Here is a 20968-nt window from a genome sequence, read left to right on the forward strand (position 1 = left end):
GGGGATGGATTATGAGCAGGGATTTAATGATTTCTCTCATCATTTTTGCTGTATTACTCGAAGCGGCATTAATTGCATGGGTGGTTCTCCATAAGCAGGGTAAGCTTCAGGAGAACCCGCTTTTGGTAATGGTAAAAAAAGAAGGTCTTATTTTGTATCATGCATTTTTTAAATGGGGTAAAAGAAAGCAGGGCCCAAATTATTTTTATTATCATAAAAACTCAGCTTACTTCTGGTTTTTTCTTGCACTTGTTCATGAGCAGGTTTTAGAGATGTTTTTCTTTCATTATTACTTAAAAATTCTTTATCCGGATACCGTTTGGATCATGACAGGTTTACATATTTATTCGGTCATTTATCTGATAGGAGATTATCAGATGGTTCGGCACTCTCCTGTGACCATTCAGAATGGTGTCATCTCAATGAAAATCGGTACAAGAAGAGAATTGACATTTTCAGCAAAAGACATAGATACCTTTGAAAGTTCAGGGCTTGAGTACACAGCTAAAGGGGGACTGATTCATCCGAAATCCGCGTTTCATGTTAGTGCATTTCCAAGGGCGCTAACGCGTGTTTTTGGCGTAGGAGATGCCCCGACGCACAAGGTGATATTCAAAAAACCGTTAAAAGCAAAAGGTTATTTCGGCAGGATTTTTTATGTGAATGAAGCTTATCTTTATCTGGATGAACCGGAAAGATTTATAGAAGCAGCCAGTGCAGCATCTGAGGAAGTGGTTGAAGAAAAGGTTAATGTTCTGGAGAAAAAAGCTCCGCTTATTAACTGGAAGCTTTATTTCGGGATTATGTTTTTGAATTTTGTGGGAGCACTTGCGATTTCACCTTATGCAATGGAAAGAGAGCAGTTACATATAACGATGGGACTCTCTCCGCTTTCCTTTACCGCATTCTATGTGTTTCAGGTAATCGTGGAAACGGGCATCATGGTATTTCTGGCTTTACTCATCATTAAAAAGTTAGCAGCGTCCCATCATCCTTTTAAAAAGCTGATAGAGATACCTGAATTTAATAAGCGCTGGAGAATTCGGGTAGTTAAAACAGCAGGGCTCGGCATGGCAACGGGTCTGCTGATCATTCTGGTCAGTTTAATCGTTTCCAGACCGCTTGGCATTGATCAGTCATCTATTAATGAACCTGTATGGTGGCTCGGTACCATGGGGGCAGCAAGAGCAGCTATAAACGAAGAATCAATTTTCCGGATGTTTTTAATCAGTTTTGTTCTACTCGTCCTTACGAGGCTTGGAAAAGGCAAGCTTACAAGATGGAAAACCTCTTTTGCCATCGTGTTTTCAGCACTCGTATTTGGCGCGATGCATTTCAGCTTGGCAGCATCTCATTTTGATATGACGCTCGGGTTGTTTCTTAGCATGCTTTTAATTAACGGAATTGGTGGTATTGTATTTGGAGTATTATTTTTATGGATCGGACTCGAATTTGCGATTATCGCTCATTTTTCCGCAAATGTTGTTATTCATGTCGTTGGTCCATTGCTTGTCATGTAAGTTTAGTTCAGTTTAGTCTTTTTGAATATTTAGAAGAACGGATGCTATGAAAATTTCCTGTGTAGAGCATAATTTTAATCAGGAAGGGTATGAATCATAACAGAATGTTTGGAAGGACAGGAGGAGTACAATGATGAACAGAGGGATTGTGACCTCGCTTTCTGCGATTGGCATTGCGCAGGCGCTGAAGATTGTCACACATAAACGCATGACAGGGAAATGGGATTGGCGGCCGCTCGTTCAGACTGGTGGTATGCCAAGTTCTCACTCAGCTGGTGTGGCGTCTCTGGCTGCTTATGTGGCAGCCAACAGGGGAACCCGCCATATTGAAACAGCGCTAGCCATCGTCTTCGGATCCATCGTCATGTATGATGCACAAGGTGTCCGCCGGCACACGGGTGAAATTGCTCAGCTTGTCAATGACCTTGAAGATCACATGGGTGTGATCGCAGATGATTACCCGAGTTTGAAATACGAAAAGCGTGAAAAGGAATTGAAGGAACTGCTTGGCCACCAGCCGCTTGAAGTACTCGCCGGAGGCATTTTCGGGGTTGTGTACGGGGTAGCCTCAGCTCTTCTTGAAGATAAAAAGCATGGAAAAAATCCGCAGCGTTAAACCGCAGCGGATTTTTTTGTGCCTGGTGGTTTAATGGATTTTCTGCATTTTGAAAAGCCTTCATAGGAATCGATAATACTGGAAATCAAGATAATGACGATCGTTGTCCAGATGGCCCAATTAATCGAGTTAGTGGTTTCAATTGCTGAGCCCCCGAACAAATCTGTCAAAAATGAAGCGAGGTCCGGGTGAAGGATGTTTGGGTTTGTCAGGAATACAATCGCTGTTATTGTCCAGATCAGATTATATACTGCGTTGATAACAGCCAGTCTATTAGTCCACACCTTTACAGCCCATTTATAACAGGTCATGGCAATTTCTGCAGCAATAAAGATAATAACAACCGGCAGATACAAACGAAGGATTTCTTCATTAAAAATTGGTACTGTCATGTCACCGTTGATATAAATTCCGATCAGGGAGGAAGCGTTGAAATAGGCGGTTGCCCAGACTGCTGTCCAGATTAGGTTCCCAATTAACGATGTTCTGGAAATAGTCCGTTTCGGAAGGGCCGTTTTTTTCAATTCATCCGGTGTCCATTTTGATAGAGGCGTTGAATCCTTCACCGCGCCGCTTCGTTCAATCATAAAGAAGACAGCAGTGATCCAGAAGAGTACCTGAACGGCAACACTGAAAATGCCTGCACCAATAGAAAGAATGGCATCAATTAATGTATTAATGACGTTTGTATTTCCTGAAAATGCTGTGATTTCCCCTATGATGATAGAGATCGTAATGACTGATAAAGCGATTGGCATGGTAATTTTTAATACTGACACGTACGAAGGAAAAAGACCTGGACCGATCAAATGCATGGGGCGGTCTGCATACCGTGCAGCCAGAATCATCGGATCACCCATTCTTGCAAGTGTGTCCTTTACTTCCTGTTCAGTCGGATGCTCGGGAAGCATATCGGAGATGATCGAATTCAGCTCAAGACCAATATCATGACGGTTCTTTTCGGGAAGACGGCGTGTGACCTCATACACATAGGCATCAATCAGATTCATGATCTTCTTCCTCCTTTAAAAGGGTGGTTAAATCCTCATTCATTCTGAACCATTCAGTCTTTAACTGCCGGAATACTTCATGACCGTAGGAGCTTAATTCGTAATATTTCCTCGGACGGCTTTCAGTCGTATCCCACTCGCTTGTTACCAGCTCCTGTTTTTCAAGACGTCTTAAAAGCGGATAAAGCGTACTCTGATCCATCTGGATGCTTGCGGCTTCAAGTCTTTGCACAAGGGAGTACCCATACTGTGGTGTTCTGAGCTGACTTAAGACGGCCAATGTCAACGTTCCGCGACGGAGTTCCGTGGTTAAAGAGGGTACAATTTCTGCCATTTCATCACCTCTTGTTCTTATGCTGTGTATTATACAGTATAAGTTAACATACATCAATAGGTGATATTTAAACTACAGTGTTGGTGGTTTAAAATCACCATATCTCTAAGCCTTTGTTATAATGAAACCAACGTTTAGACGGGGAGGTTTTTGGAGGATGAAGGTTGCACTCGTAACAGGAGCCAATTCAGGTATGGGGCTTGCTACAACGGTTGAGCTTGTCAAAAAGGGCTATCATGTTGTCATGATGTGCCGTAACACGCGCCGTGGAAAAGTTGCCTGGATCTCGGCAAAGGAAAAAACCAGATCTGAAGAATTAACGTTAATGTATGGCGATCTCGGCTCTCTTGAGAGTATCCGGGAATTCGCTGCTGAATTTAAAAAGAAGTTTTCCAGGCTGGATGTTCTGGTGAATAACGCAGGTGTTGTCGCGGTGAAAAGACAGCTGACGGATGACGGCTTTGAATCGCATCTCGGCGTGAATCACCTCGGGCACTTTCTGCTGACAAATCTTCTGCTGGATGAACTGAAAGCAGCAGATCAGGGGCGAGTCGTAACGGTAAGCTCAGGTGCGCATAAATGGGGACGCATCGATTTTGACGATCCTCACTTTGAGAAAGGGTACAGCGTAGCAAAAGCGTATGGGCGTTCCAAGCTTGCCAATATTCTTTTTACGAAAGCACTGTCAAAAAGGCTCGAAGGATCGAACGTAACAGCCAATGCTGTGCATCCCGGTGCAGTCTCAACCAACCTGGGTGTGAACAGAAAAACTGAATTCGGCCGCGGTGTTCATAAGGTGCTGAAGCCGTTTTTCCAATCCGCTGAGGAAGGGGCAGAAACAACTGTGTATCTTGCTTCAAGTCCAGAAGTGGAATATGTAACCGGCAAATATTTTTATAAAATGAAAGAAGTCGACGTATCAAAGGACGCTGAAAACGAATGGCTCGCAGAAGAACTGTGGGGCTGGAGTGAAGAGCGTACCGGTTTATAATAGGACGATGGAGACCGGGGTTACGTGATGTGGCTCCGGTTTTTCTATTATTTGTTTGACGCGAAAAGGGTCTGATTGATTGTTGGCGGTTGTGTTTCGCGGGATTCCATCACTGCGGTCAGTGATTCATTCGTTTGAAAATGTCATTCCCTCTTATAAAAAATGGATTCCTTCTTTCTGGAAATTAATTCGATCACATGCACACCGTTACGAAATTTTTCCTTCATTACAAATGCTGAATTCCCTCATTCACAATCAGGAACCCTTCACTATAAATGATAATTCCATCAATACCACCAACCCCCATTTGCCGCGAAGAGAGCATGACTTGTGGACAAAGTTACCGCCGCGTCAAAACGTCCTCACTTCACCTGAATTTCACACAAAGCTGATACAATGGAAGAAAATGATTGAAAAGGCGGGGCATTTCGATGGTGAAGGCGGTCGTTTTGGTAGTAGAGGATGAACAGCCGATGCGTGAGCTGATCAGCTCCTTTTTACGCGATGACGGATATCAGGTATTAGAGGCGGGTGATGGAGCAGCAGCTTTGCAGGTCCTGGCGCAGCATTCACCCGATTTAATCATTGCGGATATTATGATGCCGTTTATGGACGGATTTGAATTGATAAAAGAAGTAAGAAAGTCATCTGAGCTGCCTTTTATTTTCCTCTCTGCACGAGGAGAAGAGTGGGATAAGGTGAAGGGATTGCGTCTTGGTGCGGACGATTATATTGCCAAGCCGTTTCATTCAGGGGAGCTGATTGCCCGGGTGGAAACGGTTCTTCGGCGTGCAGGAAAACAGCTGAAGCTCAATATACTGAAAGCGGGAAAGATTGAGCTGGATCCTGAGTACAGAGAGATCATGAATAACGGCGTTCCTGTCACGCTAACGAAAAAAGAATTCGATCTGCTTTCTCTGCTGATGCAGGAAAAAGGAAGAACGGTTTTAAGAGAACGGATTATGTTTGCTGTATGGGGACCGGATTATCCAGGATCTGACCGGACGGTAGATACGCACGTGAAGACATTGCGCATGAAGCTCGGCAGTCAGGGAGAACTCATTAAAACAGTTAGAGGTACAGGGTACAGGCTGGAGGATTCTCAATGAAGCAGTTGAATTTCAGCAGAAAAATCCTGTTGCTTTTGCTTGGAAGCATTGCTGTGACGCTGATCAGTGCATTTATATTCCTTCATTTTTCTTATCGTGACTTATATTTAACGACTGTGAGAGAATCTGTGGAATATCAGGGACAGCGGACTGCTTCTCACTATCATTCCGGTGAGCTTTCTGAGGAAATCATTGAGAAAATTCACTGGTATAATGTCGTTTCTGAATACGAGGTCCTTGTGGCTGATAACCTGGATGAATTGAATACTTCCTTTCCGTATCAAATAGGGGATGAGAGGCTGATTGAAGAGGCGGATCGCGCTTTTCTGGAGAGCGGCCGTTCCATTATGAAGGAGGGCTATGTGGAAGCATTTAACCGTGAAGTGATCGGGGCAGTATATCCGATTACGGATGGAACGTCACCCGTCGGTTATATTTATATTTTCGTTCCCCTTGAAGGGCTTGCGCAGGTGTTTGGCAGCAGTATTCCATGGCTGATTGGCATGGCACTGGTTTTCTTTTTGCTTATCAGTCTGCTGGTGAATCAGATCAGAAAATCATTATTTAAACCGCTGCTGGCGATTCAGGATTTCTCTAAAAGTGTCTCGATGGGCAGCTATCGCCAGCGTCTTGAAGTCAGGCAGCTCGATGAAATCGGTCAGGTTTCACAGGCGCTGAATCAAATGACTCAAACGCTTGAAGTAGAAGAGGAGCGCAAAAAAGAATTTTTGTCCAACATTGTGCATGAGGTAAGAACGCCGCTTACCTACATTCAGGGCTATACGGAGCGGCTGAAAAAAGCGCCAGAGGCTGAAAAAGAGGTGCTTTTATCCACAATTGAAAGTGAGGTCGGGAGAATGAACCGGCTTCTGTCGGATTTGGTGGAGCTGAACCGTCTTCAGGAAAATCAGCTGACGTTTGATCTTCAGCCGATCGTTGCGGCAGAACTTTTATACGAAACGCTTGGACTTTTCTCTATTTTAGCGAAAGAACGCGGGCTGACTTTTGAGATAGAGGCTGATGAAGAAGTGATCATGCTGCAGGATGAAAAACGGCTTCAGCAGGTGTTTTATAATGTCATTGAAAATGCAGTGAAATATTCTCCTGAAAATAGTGTAATTCAGATCTTGCTGAAAGAGGTTAAGGATTCAGTGCAAATTGAAGTGGTCAACGAAGCGCCACAGTTAACAAAAGCTGAAAAGAAACGTATTGGAGAACGCTTTTACCGGGCAGATCGGGATCGCAACAGAAAAACAGGTGGAACAGGACTGGGTCTTGCGATTGTAAAAGAAATCGTCCGGGTACAGGGTGGCCAATGGCTGATTGATGCAGATGTGGATCAGCTGTTTACCGTCCGGATTATGCTCCCGAAGGAAGGAATGGCACAATGAAAAAATGGATATTACTAATGACCGTTTTACTATTAACTGCATGTGGCGGGGAGCCTGCAGGGGATCCTGTCAATGCCTTCAGTTTTACTGATCAGCAGGGCAATGAGTTTGGAACAGAACAGCTTGCGGGAAAGGTCTGGATTGCCGATTTCATTTTTACGAACTGCGATACGGTTTGTCCGCCGATGACCTATAAAATGGCTGATATACAGGCGCAGCTTGAAGAAGAAGGACTTGAGGCTGAAATCGTATCCTTCAGTGTAGATCCTGAAATTGATACTCCTGAAGTGCTGCAGGATTATCTTGCTCAGTTCACAGACAATCAGGACAACTGGCATGCGCTCACCGGCTACAGCCAGGCTGAGATTGAACGTTTCGCGCTGGATGAATTTCAGACACTTGTCAATAAACCCGAAAATACCGATCAGGTGCTGCACGGCGTAACATTTTACGTGATGGATCAGGAAAGCAGGATTGTAAACGAGTATAACTTTACGGAAGAAGACGTCGTGGATAAAATCATTGCTGATGTCAAACGCATACAGTAATTATAGACAATCTGTGAAGAGTGAAGGCATTTCACTTACATTTCACACAAGGGGTCTATAATAAAAGTATCGTTAAATAAAGGAGATTTTTTGAATGAAGAAATATTCATTTTTACTAATTGGTGCTCTGACATTGCTGCTTGCAGCCTGTACAGAGGAAGAGACTGTCATCAATAATGAAACGCCACAAATGGTTGAGGTAGATATTCAGCTGCCGGATTCAATTGAAGAAAACACAGTAGTCCCACTGCGCGCTGAGATTACGCAGGGTGGTGAGCCGGTAGAGGATGCCAATGAGGTTCTTTTTGAAATCTGGAATGATTCGGCGGGAACAGAAAGTGTCCGACATGAAGCTGAGCATGTAGGCGACGGCATTTATGAGCTTGAGCACACGTTTGAGGAAGTGAGTGTCTATACGGTTCAGGCACATACAACAGCGCGTGATATGCACGTCATGCCCAAAATGCAGTTTAACGTTGGAGAGCCTACTGAAGAACAGATCGAGCAGGCGGCTGTAAATGCAGAAAATCAGGAAAGTAACCATATGCATGGAGAAGATTCTGAAGAGCATAGTGAGGAATCACATGATGATGCTGATGAAGGGCACGATCATAAAAAAGCGATATATTTTTAGGGATTGAAAAAACAGCCTCTGTGCTGTTTTTTTATTTCTCTTAATAAATGGTTCAAACAAATTCATAAAAAAATTGATCCATTTCTCTCGTTGCTCCGTTTCCTGCCTAAACGGTTAAAACAAGGAGAGTGAGCAACATGAAAAAACAACTTAAAAAAGCAGCCGCTCCAATTTTGGGAATGGCGCTATTAATGCCAACTGCAGCATCAGCAGAAGAAACAGGATCAGGCGCAGATCTTCGCGCTGACCTTGACTACTTATTATCAGAGCATTTCGTACTGGCAACTAACGCAATGGTGAAGGATTATCTGGATGCGCCGGATGAAGAGGCGTTTATTCAAGCGCTTGATCAGAATGCAGCAGATATGACGCCTGCCATTGCTTCTATTTATGGTGAAGAAGGGGCTGCTGAATTTGAGCGGATCTTCCGTGGACATAATGATTACACGGCGGATATCGTAGCAGCTGCACAGGCTGAAGATGATGCAGCCCGAGCGGCAGCAGAGGAAGAAGTAGAGGCATTTGTTACTGAGTTTTCAGCATTTTTAGCTACAGCAACTGAAGGTAACCTTCCACAGGATGCAGCAGAGGAAGCAATTCGTGCTCATGAAGAAGACGTACTTGCCTTCTTTGACGCTTATGTGGCAGAAGACTATGTAGGTGCCTTTGAAGCATTCCGTGAAGGCTATGATCATATGTTTGTGATTTCTGAAGCATTATCCGGTGCGATCGCAACACAATATCCCGATCAATTTGGAGGAGACGTATCATCAGCCGCATCTGATCTCCGTTCAACGCTGAACAGTCTGGCTGGAGAGCACCATGCATTAGCGGTAATGGGTATGATCAGCGGTATTGAAGGAACTGCAGATTATGATTTTGTTACATGGGCAGAAGATATGCATACACAGGATTTTAAAGCAGCGATTGCTTCTATTTATGGTGATGAAGCAGCCGGTCAGTTTGAAAGTGTATGGACTGCTAACCATATTGAAGCAGAAGGTGCTTTAGCGGCAGGTCTTGCTGCAGGTGATGAAGAAGCAGTGAATACGGCTAAAGAGCAATTTGCAACATTTGCTAACGACTTTGGCGCATTCCTTGGCGCTGCAACAGAGGAAAACCTGCCAACTGAAGATGCACAGGCAGCTGTTTTAGGTCATGAAGAACTGAAACAGGAAGCAGCACAGGCTTATGCAGATGGAGACTATGACACGGCAGTGATGAAGCTGCGTGAAGGCTACCAGTACATGTATGGTGTTGGAGAAGCATTAGGTGGAGCCATTGCAGCCCAGTTCCCTGATCAGTTCGGCAGTGAAATGCCTGGCGATATGCCGAATGCAGGCTTAGGTGGAAGCCAGACAGAAGGAAATCCCGACATGGCACTGTGGACCGGACTTGGCGTGATGGCTCTTGCAGCAGGCGGCGTATTCGCAGTTCGCAGAAGAACGCAGAACTAAAGATGTTTGATGAGGCCGGGACAGGTGATGCTGTTCCGGTTTTTTGTTTGGAGAGCGGAGTTTGACGCGGAAGATTGATGATGTGGTGCATAGGGGTGTTTTCGCGGATGGATTGGGTTGGGTAAATGGTGTTTGAAATCATAAATAATTTCAGAAGACAAAGGTGCCGATGAGAATTCCTTCATTGCTGTGAGTTATTCAATCGTTTGAAAAATAAATCCCTTCTTTCTGGAAATTAATTCATTCGTTTGAAAAAATGATCCCATCACTCCGCAGATCCATCTTCATAACTAAAATCATTTTGCCTAAAAGAATGCTGTTTTGACCCCGTTGGTGGATTTCCTAATGAACGGGGAGCTTGGTCCATGGTATGTCGCGTGCTTAGTAGAGCAAAAATCATCTAACGACAGATTTTTTGATGTTATGAACAGATTAAGAGGTGATAACAACAGAATTGAAAGACCTGTCAACGTTAATTTCAGTGCAATCGACAAAATAGACTCTACTCAACAGTCAATCGACAGAAAAAGTCTATCTGTCGACAGAAGTGGTCGTGTTTATCACATAAAAAGACAGGATAATGATATGAGAATGAGCGCTGACTCGCGTGAGAAACAGACAAATAAAAAAAGCGTGCACCAGGCACGCTCCTTTAAAAAATCACGCTTGCTGCTTCTGTCTCAACTCAATACGGCGGATCTTACCCGAAGTTGTTTTTGGCAACTCCTTGATAAATTCAATTTGTCTTGGATATTTATAAGGTGCCGTCATTTCCTTTGTATGATTTTGGAGCTCTTTTACCAGCGCTTCATCACCTGTCGCATTTTCATCGCGCAGCACAACGTAGGCTTTGACGATGCTTCCGCGGATTTCGTCAGGTGCGGCGACAACGGCACATTCTCTGACAGCCGGGTGCTTCAGCAGGGCATCCTCGACCTCAAACGGACCGATTGTGTAACCGGAGCTGATAATAATATCATCGCTTCGTCCTTCAAACCAGAAATAGCCGTCCTCATCACGGGTTGCCTGATCACCTGTTAAGTACCATTCACCGCGGTAGGCTGCCTGTGTACGTTCATGATCATTGTAATATTCCTTAAATAGCGCAGGACAATCCTTATGAACGGCAATATCCCCGACTTCACCCGTTTTTGCAGGCTCACCGTGTTCGTTGATAATCTCCACTTTATTCCCAGGGGTTGGCTTGCCCATGGAACCTGGCTTTACTTCCATTCCCTGAAGGGTCCCGACAAGTAATGTGTTTTCCGTCTGACCGTAGCCGTCGCGCACGATGACATCAAAGGCATTTTTAAACGCCTCAATCACCGGGCGATTTAATGGCTCCCCGGCTGATACAGCACTGCGAAGCTCGGGCAGCTTGTAGGAATCAAGGTTATCGAGTTTAGCCATCAGGCGGTACTCGGTTGGGGTGCAGCATAAAACGTTAATTTCCTCTTTTTCAAGGAACGACAGATACGTATCAGCATCAAATCCCCCGTGGTACACGAAGGCTGTAGCGCCAAGTGTGATGGTCGATAAAAACGGACTCCAGATCCATTTCTGCCAGCCAGGGGCAGCAGTTGCCCAGACAAGATCACCCTCCTGAACGCCGAGCCACTCCTTGGCGGCCGTACGAACATGGGCATAGCCCCAGGCGTGTGTATGAATAACTCCTTTAGGATTTCCTGTTGTACCTGAAGTATAAGGCAGAAAAGCGGTATCATCACGGGACGTCAGCTCACCATCATAGTCAGTCGGCTGCTGGTCTGCAAGCTCTTCGAGTGATGTCCAGCCGTCTTCTGAACCCCCAATAATGAATTTGTTATGTAAGGCTGTCAGATCCTCATCAATCGCATTCACTTCTGCTGTTGTTTCAAAAAATGCGATGACCCCTTTAGCATCGGCATGTTTGATCCTGTAGATCAGATCTTTTTTGCGCAGCATTTCCGAACACGGAATCGCGATGATTCCTGCCTTCAGACAGGCAAGGTAGCTCATATAGGCTTCAGGAAGGCGCGGTAAAATAATGAGTACCTTATCACCTTTTTCAATTCCTCTGCTTTTTAAAGCCAATGCGAACTGATTGGTCCGCTCAACAAGCTCCTGATAAGATACATCCCGTCTGTTACCTTTTGCATCCAGCCACTTGATGGCGATTCTCGTTTCATCCTGTGCGAATTGGTCCAGCTCTTTTGCAATGTTGTACTGCTCTGGTGCAATTAAGTTTTCTGCAGTCATATCCATTCCCCCGTTCTGTTCGCTCTGAAAGATGTGAAGACAGTGTGGTGATTGAACGCTCGCTCACCATCTGTCCAAGTCCTTCTTATTGTAAACGTTTACAAAAACAGACGTCAAGTTTATTTCAGGAATATTCAAACAACTTATATTGTGTAAAATAAATGAATCGGAACCTTTAGAGGCTGCGTCTAAATGGTAGGGCGTTTATAAGGGGTGAGATCTTGAACGGATCAGGATTAGATCGGCATACGGGCCTTGAATGGGCCATGAATGAGTATGGAACATCAATAAAAAGGTTTATTTATTCTTATGTGAAAAACTGGGAGACGGCAGGTGACCTTGCTCAGGATGTTTTTGTGACGGTATATGAGAAATGGGCCACCTTTGAAGGGAGAAGTTCATTTAAAACATGGATTTTTACGATTGCTGCCAATCGATCTAAAGATTATTTGAGGAGCTGGCATTACAGAAAGATCAGTCTTTCTTATTCAATGGCGGATTGGGGAGGCTCATATGATTCTGCAGAGGCAGAAGTAGAACAAAAAGAAAATGTCCAGGCTGTTTTATCAGTGATGATGACACTGCCTGTGAAATACCGTGAAATTTTACTGCTACACCATGATCAGGATTTGAACTATCAGGAAATGGCAGAAATCTTATCCTTACCGGTCTCAACTGTTAAAACCAGAATCCGGCGCGGGCATGAAAAAGTCAGAAAATCTTTTTTACCAGAACATAGGGGGATCAGCCATGAGTGAGAAGCAGAACGGACTTCCATTAGAGTGGCCATCGCAGTCATCATTTACAACAGAGGATAAAAAGGCAGTCTGGAATAAAATAAAACGGCCAAAAAAGAAGAAAAAACCTGTCCTTTTCCCAACACTTTTAACAGGGGCTGTAGCGGCGGTTTTTCTGATGGTAAGTGTTCAATTGATCCCTGAGGAACCGGTGGAAAGGCAGGCTGCTGTCGAAGAGCCGACATCTTCAGAATTGCTGAAGGAAATCCAGCTGCTTTCAAGCGGAGATGAAATCAATGGATGGCAGGTGGAAGTACAGCATAGTGCTGCACGTATTTCGAAGTGGACATTTACAGGTGAACAGATAATGTCAGGGGAAGTTTACATTTCTGGATCAGCATCGTCTGTTCAATATACACCTGATCAGGATAGCAAAAAGAAGCTTCCTTTCACATCTGCCGGTGAAATGGTTTTTGTTTTTGATGACCATTTTAAAAAGCAGTATATGACTGAAAACCCCATAGAAAGAAATACAGGTGAATGGATGGTTTACGGAATAGAAGTGATTCAGATCAGTGGTAAACTCTCAACTATTACTTTGAAAACATTAAATGATGAAGGGTCGTTTATTGAGGGGAAAGAAGTGATAGACGGTTTTGATGCTGATCCTGATGTTTTTCGTATTCCTGTAGATGAAAACTTTAATGTTTCTTTAACTGAAGATCAGCTTAATAGCTATCGGTTGTTTTCACAAACAGGAGATGGAAAGGCGTTAATGGGGCTGGATCCATATACAATATTTCTTTTATATTTGTATGCCGATGAGCAGAAGGACTATAAAACCCAATATGCACTGTTCAATCACGAATCGGATGAATTTATTGCATTTGAAACGTTTGAGGAGTATGAATCAGCGAAGGGTTCTGACGGAGCTGACAGGCTGCATGTGTTTAAAAAGAATGAAATAAAGCAGATAATAGAGGGGCAAAATGCTTACATTGCGGTTGATCATCAAAACCCTGAAGAGCAGGCGTTTTTTGGATTGCATCTGGATCATGAGGGAATCTGGAGGGTCAACTGGCTTCCAATGCAATAAAAAAAGAAGAAAGCGCCTGTTTGAAAGGAGAGCGGGCGCGCTTTCTTCCTAAGCTATATGTGAACTCCGCTGCCCCTGTGGCTGTGGGACAGGGACAGAGAGGATCACGCGTCAGACAAAAGGAGTCTTTAAATAGAAAACGCACATGCTATGGATTTGGATCAGTGTTTACATTTATTTTACTCCCGAAGATTTTACTCCACGACTTTTAATGCTTTGACAGTCTGCTGCAGGTGTGGGAAAGATTTTAGTGGTACGGACCTCTTCGGCGTGTTAAGATTAGCAGGTAGATCTTAAAAAGAAGAAGGTGCCAACTTGAAAAAGGGTTTTATTATAGGGATGTTTTATCTCCTTGGCCTGTTGTTTTTGTCTTTTGGAATCAGCTTGATGATTGTCGCTGACCTTGGTGTTGGACCATGGGATGCTTTATATGTAGGTTTATCTGAAACAATTGGTTTTACGGTTGGAACGTGGGTATTCATTCTCGGTATTATTCTGATTCTGCTGAATGGCTATCTGATGAAAAGAATTCCGGATTTCCTGGCGATCATCACGATCTTTTTGATCGGTGCTTTTATGGACTTCTGGCTGCTTGTCGCTTTTGCAGGTATAGATTCATTAGCGATGCCGGTAAGAGCATTCATGCTGGTAGCGGGTGTCGGAATCATTGCACTTGGTATTTCATTTTATCTTCAGGCAGACTTTGCACGCAATCCAATTGACAGTCTGATGCTGGCCATTCAGGAGCGGACAGGCAAAAGTCTCGCATTCTCTAAAACCGTCATGGAAGTGACCGTTCTTGTCATTGCCTTTTTATTTGGAGGACCAATAGGACTTGGAACGGTAATTGTGGCATTTGGAATCGGCGCTATTTTGCAGTTCTTTATGAAACCTGTAACAGCTGTAAGAAAACGCCTTACAAATGAACCTGCTGTATAAACTTGAGGAAAGCGCCGGGATATCCGGTGCTTTTTTATATTCGTATTTTTTGTCTGATTCAAAATGTCCCAATCATGTCACATTTGCATTTCCCTTAATTTGTTAAAATTAAAGAAAAGGGGGCATTTGGATGAAAAATGATGATCATGTTCACTGGATGGATCAGGCGTTTAAAGACTTTGAAAAAGAAAATAACTTAAGCGATAACCCGGGATTCGGGAAGCCGCTTTCAAAGGACTTGTTTAAAGGTGACACGTATGCACAGTTCGAGAAAACAGCGCGTGCTGCCGGTTATTTGCCGGAATGGGTGAAAATCCGAAAACAAATTGCTTCAGAAATCGAAATCACTGATGACTTCACCAAAAAGAAAATTGATCAACTCAATGCAAAGGTGAAAAAGTATAACAAGTGCTGTCCGCCGCCACTCCAAAAGCCCTTGTTTCATATTGATTTAGTTGATAAACAATTACATAATTGGCTGTAAAAATATTTTTCTGAATAATCTGACTAAATGAGATTCCTGCTATTCTCAGGTGATATAATGAGTATAAAAGGAGGCGTATTTCCCATGAAAAAGCTCGTGATCCTGGCGGCTGCTTCCATTCTCTTGTTTGCATTATTTCCGGGTAAAGCAAAAGGAGTTGTGTCATTCGATGATGTGCCGATGGATCATCCATTTGTATGGGAAATTATTTATCTTTACGGGGAAGGGATTATAGATGGCTATTCGGATGGAAACTTCAGACCATCCAACAATGTGACACGGGCACAGGCGATGAAAATGATCGGGAAGGCGGTTTATCTATACGATGAGCAACGACCAACACCTTTTTCAGATGTGCCACCCAGTCACTTTGCATCCGGGTTTATCACATCCGCTTATGAATACGAATGGATCAGAGGCTATCCGGATGGCACGTTCCGGCCGAATGCTCATTTAACGCGTGGCCAGGCAGCCATTGTGTTAGCGAATGCTTTTAAATGGGGAGAAGCGCAGCCTGCTCATTTCTCTGATGTTGACGGCAATACAGCCATGGGAAAAGCCATTGCGAAGCTGGCTGACCAGGGAGTAGCAAAAGGTTATCCGGACGGAACGTTTAAACCTTATCAGCGGATCACACGCGGACAGTTTTCTGCCATGCTGGCAAGGGCTGCAGAACCGACCTTTGTTCCGGACTATCTGGCGTTGCTTGGAACAGCAAACGATATTTTAGCACATCTCCAGAATGAAGAATTTGAGGATGTTGTATCGTATCTGAATGAAGAACACGGGCTTCGGTTCTGCCCTTATGCAGGCAGCTGTATTGATCATGGAGGAGTCATGTTTTCTGCTGAGGACATACCTGGGTTTATGACAGACACTAATGTTTACTATTGGGGAGATCAGGATGGATCAGGTTTCCCAATTGAATTAACAACAGATGACTATTACAGCGACTGGCTAATGAATGTACCGTACACTGAAAAAGAGAGATATGGACGATCTATTCAGCCTGCCACACATGATTTGATCAGGGTAGAATATCCAAACGCCAAAGTTGTTGAATTTTACTTTGCGGGAACAGACCAATACGAGGGAATGGACTGGCAAAGCTTAAATATGATTTTTGAAAAAGACGAAAATGGTGAGTGGAAGCTTGTTGCAATCATCAATGACCGCTGGACGATCTGATCAGGCATAGAAGATTGATCAGCAGCTTCGAACTTCCCTGCGGCCAAGGAAGAATGGTTCGAAATTGTCTTATAGATACACAAATGCAAGATGGATCAACTCGGTTAAGAGTCGATTCATCTTTTTATTTACAGAGATATTTATAAAATAGAGGGAAGTAAACAAAATTTTCCTAAAATTCTAACTCTATGATAAATTACGTATTGACTAATTTCTTCCCTGTCGTAAAATAGTTATATAGTACAATACTAATAGGTCTTATGATTGGTGGTGGGGGTATGAAGCTTCAACAGCAAACGTTATGGGTGATTGGTGGAAGTATGTTTGTTTTTCTACTTCTCCTCACGACTATTATACGTCCGATGCTATTAGAAGATGCTTTGTCTATGGATGAAGCCGCATTGGATAGAGACCTTGACCGGATTGAAAGAGCCATAGTCAATGAAGGAAATGAGTTAAACCGTCTGGCTGATGACTGGGCGCAATGGGATGATACATATGAATACGTTAATGGCCGGTATTTTGATTTTGTCAGGTCAAATATTAATCAGCAAACATTTGAAAACAATCATTTTTGGCGCATGATTATTATCAACAACAGCAATCAAGTCATGCTGGATCGCTCTTACGGATATCGTTCTGAAAAGAATTTTCTCGGGGAAGGTGTGCTGAATCTTGAGCCTTCCAGGACGCCTTATCTGATCAAAGGGGAAAATACCTTTTTTTATGCTGCAGTTAAAGAAATTTATCCGAATGAAGGAAGAAATGCTTCCGGAGGGAAATTTCTTGTGTTCAGGCCGTTGAATGCAGACCATATTGCCTTTATTGGCAGAGAGCTCTCAATGGATCTTAGCAGTTTTATTAAGGTCGTCCCATCAACTGGACAAAACAGAATGACTCGCGTGGCAAGTGAAGATATCCTTCAGGGATTTTTGTATCTAAATAGTGCAGATGGTGAATCGCAGCTGGCCATCACAGTTGAAAAAAATAGAAACTATTATTTATCCAAAAAAGACGTGATCAGCAAGTTTGTTATTTATCTTATCATTTTGCTCTCAGTTATTGCGTTGGTTCTTTTCCTGATTTTTGACCGGTTGCTCGTGTCCAGAATTTCATCGATTTCGACACAGCTTAACCGAATAGAGGAAACAAAGGATTTTGAATCAAGAGTAAGCTGGAAGATTCACAATGGAGACGAAATTCATCGACTGGGCACTTCTATTAATGGAATGCTTACATCAGTGGATCAAAGTCAACGTGAAGTCTACAGTATGGCGCAGCATGATCAGTTAACCGGACTGCTGAATCGTTATGGAGTTTATGAAGAATTTAAAAAAATATCATCTAACCCGGGTTCCAAAGCAGCCTTTATCTTTTTTGATCTCGATGGCTTTAAGCGGATTAATGATTCACTTGGTCATAAAGCTGGAGACCTCCTGTTAAAGAAAGTATCGAAGCGATTGAAGGAATTTGTGCTGAACGAAAAAGAAATCATCGCACGAATGGGTGGAGATGAGTTTTTAATGCTTGCTCCTTGTGGAGATGCGGATGCGTTGATGGAAAGAACGAACGCAATGCTGCGGCATTTAAAGCAGAACTATTCACTTGGAGACATTCAAACCTTTATCACAACGAGTGTAGGGGTTGCCATTTATCCTCAGGACGGTGAGACGTTTGACGAAGTGCTGCAATCCGCAGATATCGCAATGTATGAAGCGAAGCGGAAAGGGAAAAATCAGTTTGTTTTTTATCATGCATTAGAATCAGACCTTGATTACCGTAACATCCTGACACTTGAGAATGATTTGAAGTTTGCGCTGAAAAATAAAGAACTGTATCTTGATTATCAGCCCGTTTATACGGGGAACCGAAACCGGATGACCGGGGTAGAGGCATTAATTCGCTGGAACCATCCGGAAAAAGGGCTGATCTCTCCAAGTGTATTTGTACCGATTGCTGAAAATGGAAGCTTCATCAGCGACATTGGGGAATGGGTGATGGAAGAAGCACTCCGTCAGCATGTAAAGTGGCGTGAGATGGGCCTTGGGGAAATCGGTGTCGCCATTAATGTTTCAAAAATGCAGATGAAGAACAAAAATCGCTTTCTCGATAAGCTGGATGATCTCCTCTCAAAATTTAAAGTAGATCCATCCATTTTACAAATTGAAATTACGGAAAGTGATATCTTCTTTTTTGATGGGGAAGTGATCGAATTCGCTGCGACACTTCAGGAAAAGGGAGTTCGTGTTGCGCTTGATGATTTCGGAGTAGGAACGTCTACATTATTTAACCTGAAGAAACTTCCGGTAGATGTCGTGAAAATTGACCGTTCGTTTGTTCAAAACGTGCCAAACGTTCATTTTGACACAAAACTACTATCGGGCATCTATCAGGTGTTAGAGGACCTTGGTTTTCATGTCATTACAGAGGGTGTGGAAACGAAAGAGCAGGTTGCCTATATTTTATCGAACAGTGATTCGGATATTCAGGGCTATTACTTCAGCAGACCCGTTAAGCCTGAACAGATCGCACTGCTGCTTGAGCAGGAAATTACAGTCAGGGAAGCAGCTGCGGATCAACGATAAAAAGCGCCGTAGAGCGCTTTTTATCGTTTCGTTTATAATTCTCTCCTCATTGCCTTTAACACATCGACTTCTGTCGCGCGTTTTGCCGGTCTCATGCCAGACATTACAGTGACGGCAAGACAAATCGCAACAGCAATCAGAATCAGACTCGGTGGAATAGAAGAGAACGTGAAACCTTCGGGAAGCTGCTCATCAGGGAATACCTGCTGTAAAATGAGGGGGAGTCCCAGGTTAACAGATATACTAATGACATAAGCAGCGATAATACCAATCACAGCCCCCATCAGGCCGATATAGCTGCTTTCGAGCAGGAAGATCCGTTTTATCACCTTCGGACTTGCACCGATTGCTTTCATAATGCCAATATCAGGTGCGCGCTCGGTCACCGCCATCGTCATCGTGTTAAAGATTCCGATTGATGCAATCAAAATTGCGATGGTCCCGATGAAAATCAGTCCGGCTTTTGCGATGTTGAACAGCATATTGATTTGGGACATTTCACTGACGATTGAATAAACGGCATATCCTTCATTCTCGAGATCGGCCACAACCGGTTTTACATCTTCCAGTGTATTGGCATAGACAGTCGCATACTGATAGTGATCCGTTGTTTCAATCTCTCCAAATTCACCTGTAAGACCAGCGATAGCTGCCAGTTCATTATATTTTTCATCCGTAATATACACGTTATGATCCTGTGACCATTCACGGGCAGGCGCTTCGAAAATGCCGGACACGGTAACAGGCATCGTTTCGATTGTCTCCTCGCCGTTAACAACTGTTTTTATTTCCATGTCAATTGTTTTTCCGACTAAATTCTCTGAGTAACGGTATTCTTCCAGTGGCACACCAAACTCATTGTATTCAATTTCTTCTGCGTCAGGGTCTGTGAAATTCAGTGCAAAATGATAACCGACCATGACTTCATCCTTATTCTGCGGGTAAGAACCCTCACTGATTTCAATCCCGGCTTCCGTCATAGATGGGAAATGACTCTGAACCGTTGACGCACTCTGAGTATACTCCTCAATCGAGTATGTAAATATGCTCAGATCTCTCTGTCTTGTAACGGCTTTGACCCCGTTCAATTCCTCAATACTATCTATATTTTCATCATTTAATGGCCCGAAATTTCCTTCTCCATCATTCATTCCATATACTTCAATTTGAGTAACAGCAGGTGATTCAAGATTTTCCTTAATGATCGTACTGTGCAGTCCAAATGCAACAGATGCGAGTACAATTAAAAAGGCGCAGCCCATTGCGGTTGCCAAAATGGTCATGGATACACGCATGCGGTTTTTCTTCATATTTTGCCTGATAAATCGGAACTGATCCTTCAGTTTCATACGAATACCCCGCTTTCTGCAAGCTCGCCATCAGTAATCCGGATCGTCCGGTTTCCGATTTTCGCTACTTCATCATCATGCGTGATAATCACAAACGTAATGCCGCGCTCCCGGTTCAGCTTCTGAATAAAACGAAGCAGATCCTGTTCCGTTTCACTGTCCAGGCTTCCTGTAGGCTCGTCCGCCAGAATAAGTGGGGGCTCAAGTACCAGCGCTCTGGCAATACTGACCCGCTGCTGCTGTCCACCTGACAGTTCACTCGGATAATGTCCCTGAAAGTGCTCAAGACCAACCGTTTTCAGCATATCAATCGTCATCTGCTTCCGCGCAGCTTCCGAAACACCTTTTAAAATCAGTGGCAGTTCCACATTTTCATACGCTGTCATACTCGGGATCAGCTGAAAGTTTTGAAAAATAAACCCCATGTTTTTAAGACGGAAATCAGCAAATTCACTCTCCGTAAACTCACTCACCTTTTCATCTAAAATAATGATTTCTCCTTCAGACGGCTTGATAAAACCACTGATTAAATTCAAAAGTGTTGATTTACCTGAACCACTTCGGCCCACAATCGAGACGATTTCACCCTGCTGAACATGAAAAGAAATATTTTTGATGACATCGAGCCGGGACTGCTGACCCTTTTTTTCGAGCCTGAAATGATGACTTACCTGATTCACTTCAATCATTTTTCCTACCTCCATTCGATTTTTGGCAAAAAGAAAGAAGGGACCTGAAAAAA

19 protein-coding genes are annotated in these 20968 nt (G+C 43.5%); 14 read left to right on the plus strand and 5 right to left on the minus strand.

What is annotated here, in order from left to right:
* Positions 1 to 11: 11 nt before the first annotated feature.
* Complete coding sequence (locus H7968_RS11280) at positions 12 to 1520, plus strand: CPBP family intramembrane glutamic endopeptidase (RefSeq protein WP_227396254.1); 1509 nt, start codon at positions 12 to 14, stop codon at positions 1518 to 1520.
* A gap of 133 nt (positions 1521 to 1653) precedes the next feature.
* Entirely contained in the window at positions 1654 to 2136 is a 483-nt protein-coding gene (locus H7968_RS11285) for a divergent PAP2 family protein (RefSeq protein WP_227396255.1), read from the plus strand.
* Here H7968_RS11285 and H7968_RS11290 read toward each other — a convergent pair.
* The gene (locus tag H7968_RS11290) at positions 2133 to 3146 is read right to left on the minus strand and encodes an HAAS signaling domain-containing protein (protein WP_227396256.1); all 1014 of its coding nucleotides are present in this window, start codon (positions 3144 to 3146) and stop codon (positions 2133 to 2135) included. The genes H7968_RS11285 and H7968_RS11290 overlap by 4 nt on opposite strands.
* Positions 3133 to 3480 (minus strand): PadR family transcriptional regulator, encoded by a 348-nt coding sequence (locus H7968_RS11295; protein ID WP_134373344.1) that lies wholly within the window; start codon positions 3478 to 3480, stop codon positions 3133 to 3135. Before H7968_RS11295 ends, H7968_RS11290 begins: the two co-directional genes overlap by 14 nt.
* Before the next feature lie 157 nt (positions 3481 to 3637).
* On the opposite strand from H7968_RS11295, the gene H7968_RS11300 reads away from it, so the two are divergent.
* From H7968_RS11300 to H7968_RS11325, 6 genes are all read left to right on the plus strand, one after another.
* The gene (locus tag H7968_RS11300; protein WP_227396257.1) at positions 3638 to 4471 is read left to right on the plus strand and encodes an SDR family oxidoreductase; all 834 of its coding nucleotides are present in this window, start codon (positions 3638 to 3640) and stop codon (positions 4469 to 4471) included.
* Positions 4472 to 4902: 431 nt separating this feature from the next.
* Complete coding sequence (locus tag H7968_RS11305; RefSeq protein WP_227396258.1) at positions 4903 to 5580, plus strand: response regulator transcription factor; 678 nt, start codon at positions 4903 to 4905, stop codon at positions 5578 to 5580.
* Positions 5577 to 6971, plus strand: a complete 1395-nt coding sequence (locus H7968_RS11310) for a sensor histidine kinase (RefSeq protein WP_227396259.1) — start codon at positions 5577 to 5579, stop codon at positions 6969 to 6971. The genes H7968_RS11305 and H7968_RS11310 overlap by 4 nt, the downstream gene beginning before the upstream one ends.
* Positions 6968 to 7519, plus strand: coding sequence for an SCO family protein (locus H7968_RS11315; RefSeq protein ID WP_227396260.1), 552 nt, complete (start codon positions 6968 to 6970; stop codon positions 7517 to 7519). Before H7968_RS11310 ends, H7968_RS11315 begins: the two co-directional genes overlap by 4 nt.
* Before the next feature lie 94 nt (positions 7520 to 7613).
* Positions 7614 to 8153: a FixH family protein gene (locus H7968_RS11320; RefSeq protein WP_227396261.1), complete on the plus strand. Its 540-nt coding sequence runs from the start codon at positions 7614 to 7616 to the stop codon at positions 8151 to 8153.
* Between the two features lie 137 nt (positions 8154 to 8290).
* Positions 8291 to 9610 carry a copper amine oxidase gene (locus H7968_RS11325; RefSeq protein WP_227396262.1) on the plus strand — a complete coding sequence of 440 codons (1320 nt, stop codon included), beginning with the start codon at positions 8291 to 8293 and terminating at the stop codon, positions 9608 to 9610.
* 660 nt (positions 9611 to 10270) lie between these two features.
* On the opposite strand, the gene mbcS is transcribed toward H7968_RS11325, so the two are convergent.
* Positions 10271 to 11848, minus strand: a complete 1578-nt coding sequence (gene mbcS, locus H7968_RS11330; RefSeq protein ID WP_134375735.1) for an acyl-CoA synthetase MbcS — start codon at positions 11846 to 11848, stop codon at positions 10271 to 10273.
* Between the two features lie 221 nt (positions 11849 to 12069).
* Between mbcS and H7968_RS11335 the strand changes: the two genes are divergently transcribed.
* The 6 genes from H7968_RS11335 to H7968_RS11360 all read left to right on the plus strand — a co-directional run bounded on the left by H7968_RS11335 (position 12070) and on the right by H7968_RS11360 (position 18877).
* A complete protein-coding gene (locus tag H7968_RS11335) occupies positions 12070 to 12606 on the plus strand; it encodes a sigma-70 family RNA polymerase sigma factor (protein ID WP_227396263.1) in 537 nt (178 codons plus the stop codon).
* The gene (locus tag H7968_RS11340; protein WP_227396264.1) at positions 12599 to 13681 is read left to right on the plus strand and encodes a hypothetical protein; all 1083 of its coding nucleotides are present in this window, start codon (positions 12599 to 12601) and stop codon (positions 13679 to 13681) included. The genes H7968_RS11335 and H7968_RS11340 overlap by 8 nt, the downstream gene beginning before the upstream one ends.
* A gap of 315 nt (positions 13682 to 13996) precedes the next feature.
* Complete coding sequence (locus tag H7968_RS11345; RefSeq protein WP_134375734.1) at positions 13997 to 14620, plus strand: YczE/YyaS/YitT family protein; 624 nt, start codon at positions 13997 to 13999, stop codon at positions 14618 to 14620.
* 130 nt (positions 14621 to 14750) lie between these two features.
* Positions 14751 to 15104, plus strand: a complete 354-nt coding sequence (locus H7968_RS11350) for a DnaJ family domain-containing protein (protein ID WP_227396265.1) — start codon at positions 14751 to 14753, stop codon at positions 15102 to 15104.
* Between the two features lie 84 nt (positions 15105 to 15188).
* On the plus strand, positions 15189 to 16292 hold the full coding sequence (locus H7968_RS11355; RefSeq protein ID WP_227396266.1) for an S-layer homology domain-containing protein: 1104 nt from the start codon (positions 15189 to 15191) through the stop codon (positions 16290 to 16292).
* 278 nt (positions 16293 to 16570) lie between these two features.
* Positions 16571 to 18877: a bifunctional diguanylate cyclase/phosphodiesterase gene (locus H7968_RS11360; RefSeq protein WP_227396267.1), complete on the plus strand. Its 2307-nt coding sequence runs from the start codon at positions 16571 to 16573 to the stop codon at positions 18875 to 18877.
* Positions 18878 to 18909: 32 nt separating this feature from the next.
* Here H7968_RS11360 and H7968_RS11365 read toward each other — a convergent pair whose 3' ends face one another.
* Positions 18910 to 20226 carry an ABC transporter permease gene (locus tag H7968_RS11365; RefSeq protein ID WP_227396268.1) on the minus strand — a complete coding sequence of 439 codons (1317 nt, stop codon included), beginning with the start codon at positions 20224 to 20226 and terminating at the stop codon, positions 18910 to 18912.
* Positions 20223 to 20915: an ABC transporter ATP-binding protein gene (locus H7968_RS11370; protein ID WP_227396269.1), complete on the minus strand. Its 693-nt coding sequence runs from the start codon at positions 20913 to 20915 to the stop codon at positions 20223 to 20225. Before H7968_RS11370 ends, H7968_RS11365 begins: the two co-directional genes overlap by 4 nt.
* Positions 20916 to 20968 lie beyond the last annotated feature (53 nt).

Origin of the sequence: Jeotgalibacillus aurantiacus, assembly GCF_020595125.1 — a bacterium.
In the GTDB taxonomy this organism is placed as follows: Bacteria; Bacillota; Bacilli; order Bacillales; family Jeotgalibacillaceae; genus Jeotgalibacillus; species Jeotgalibacillus aurantiacus.

Bases quoted from the DNA above. Each gene is read 5' to 3' on its own strand.
- H7968_RS11325 (WP_227396262.1), top strand. From the start codon at position 8,291: ATGAAAAAACAACTTAAAAAAGCAGCCGCTCCAATTTTGGGAATGGCG.
- H7968_RS11300 (WP_227396257.1), top strand. From the start codon at position 3,638: ATGAAGGTTGCACTCGTAACAGGAGCCAATTCAGGTATGGGGCTTGCT.
- H7968_RS11280 (WP_227396254.1), top strand. From the start codon at position 12: ATGAGCAGGGATTTAATGATTTCTCTCATCATTTTTGCTGTATTACTC.
- H7968_RS11360 (WP_227396267.1), top strand. From the start codon at position 16,571: ATGAAGCTTCAACAGCAAACGTTATGGGTGATTGGTGGAAGTATGTTT.
- H7968_RS11355 (WP_227396266.1), top strand. From the start codon at position 15,189: ATGAAAAAGCTCGTGATCCTGGCGGCTGCTTCCATTCTCTTGTTTGCA.
- H7968_RS11295 (WP_134373344.1), bottom strand. From the start codon at position 3,480: ATGGCAGAAATTGTACCCTCTTTAACCACGGAACTCCGTCGCGGAACG.
- mbcS (WP_134375735.1), bottom strand. From the start codon at position 11,848: ATGACTGCAGAAAACTTAATTGCACCAGAGCAGTACAACATTGCAAAA.
- H7968_RS11320 (WP_227396261.1), top strand. From the start codon at position 7,614: ATGAAGAAATATTCATTTTTACTAATTGGTGCTCTGACATTGCTGCTT.
- H7968_RS11350 (WP_227396265.1), top strand. From the start codon at position 14,751: ATGAAAAATGATGATCATGTTCACTGGATGGATCAGGCGTTTAAAGAC.
- H7968_RS11305 (WP_227396258.1), top strand. From the start codon at position 4,903: ATGGTGAAGGCGGTCGTTTTGGTAGTAGAGGATGAACAGCCGATGCGT.
- H7968_RS11285 (WP_227396255.1), top strand. From the start codon at position 1,654: ATGAACAGAGGGATTGTGACCTCGCTTTCTGCGATTGGCATTGCGCAG.
- H7968_RS11365 (WP_227396268.1), bottom strand. From the start codon at position 20,226: ATGAAACTGAAGGATCAGTTCCGATTTATCAGGCAAAATATGAAGAAA.
- H7968_RS11290 (WP_227396256.1), bottom strand. From the start codon at position 3,146: ATGAATCTGATTGATGCCTATGTGTATGAGGTCACACGCCGTCTTCCC.
- H7968_RS11310 (WP_227396259.1), top strand. From the start codon at position 5,577: ATGAAGCAGTTGAATTTCAGCAGAAAAATCCTGTTGCTTTTGCTTGGA.
- H7968_RS11340 (WP_227396264.1), top strand. From the start codon at position 12,599: ATGAGTGAGAAGCAGAACGGACTTCCATTAGAGTGGCCATCGCAGTCA.
- H7968_RS11370 (WP_227396269.1), bottom strand. From the start codon at position 20,915: ATGATTGAAGTGAATCAGGTAAGTCATCATTTCAGGCTCGAAAAAAAG.
- H7968_RS11315 (WP_227396260.1), top strand. From the start codon at position 6,968: ATGAAAAAATGGATATTACTAATGACCGTTTTACTATTAACTGCATGT.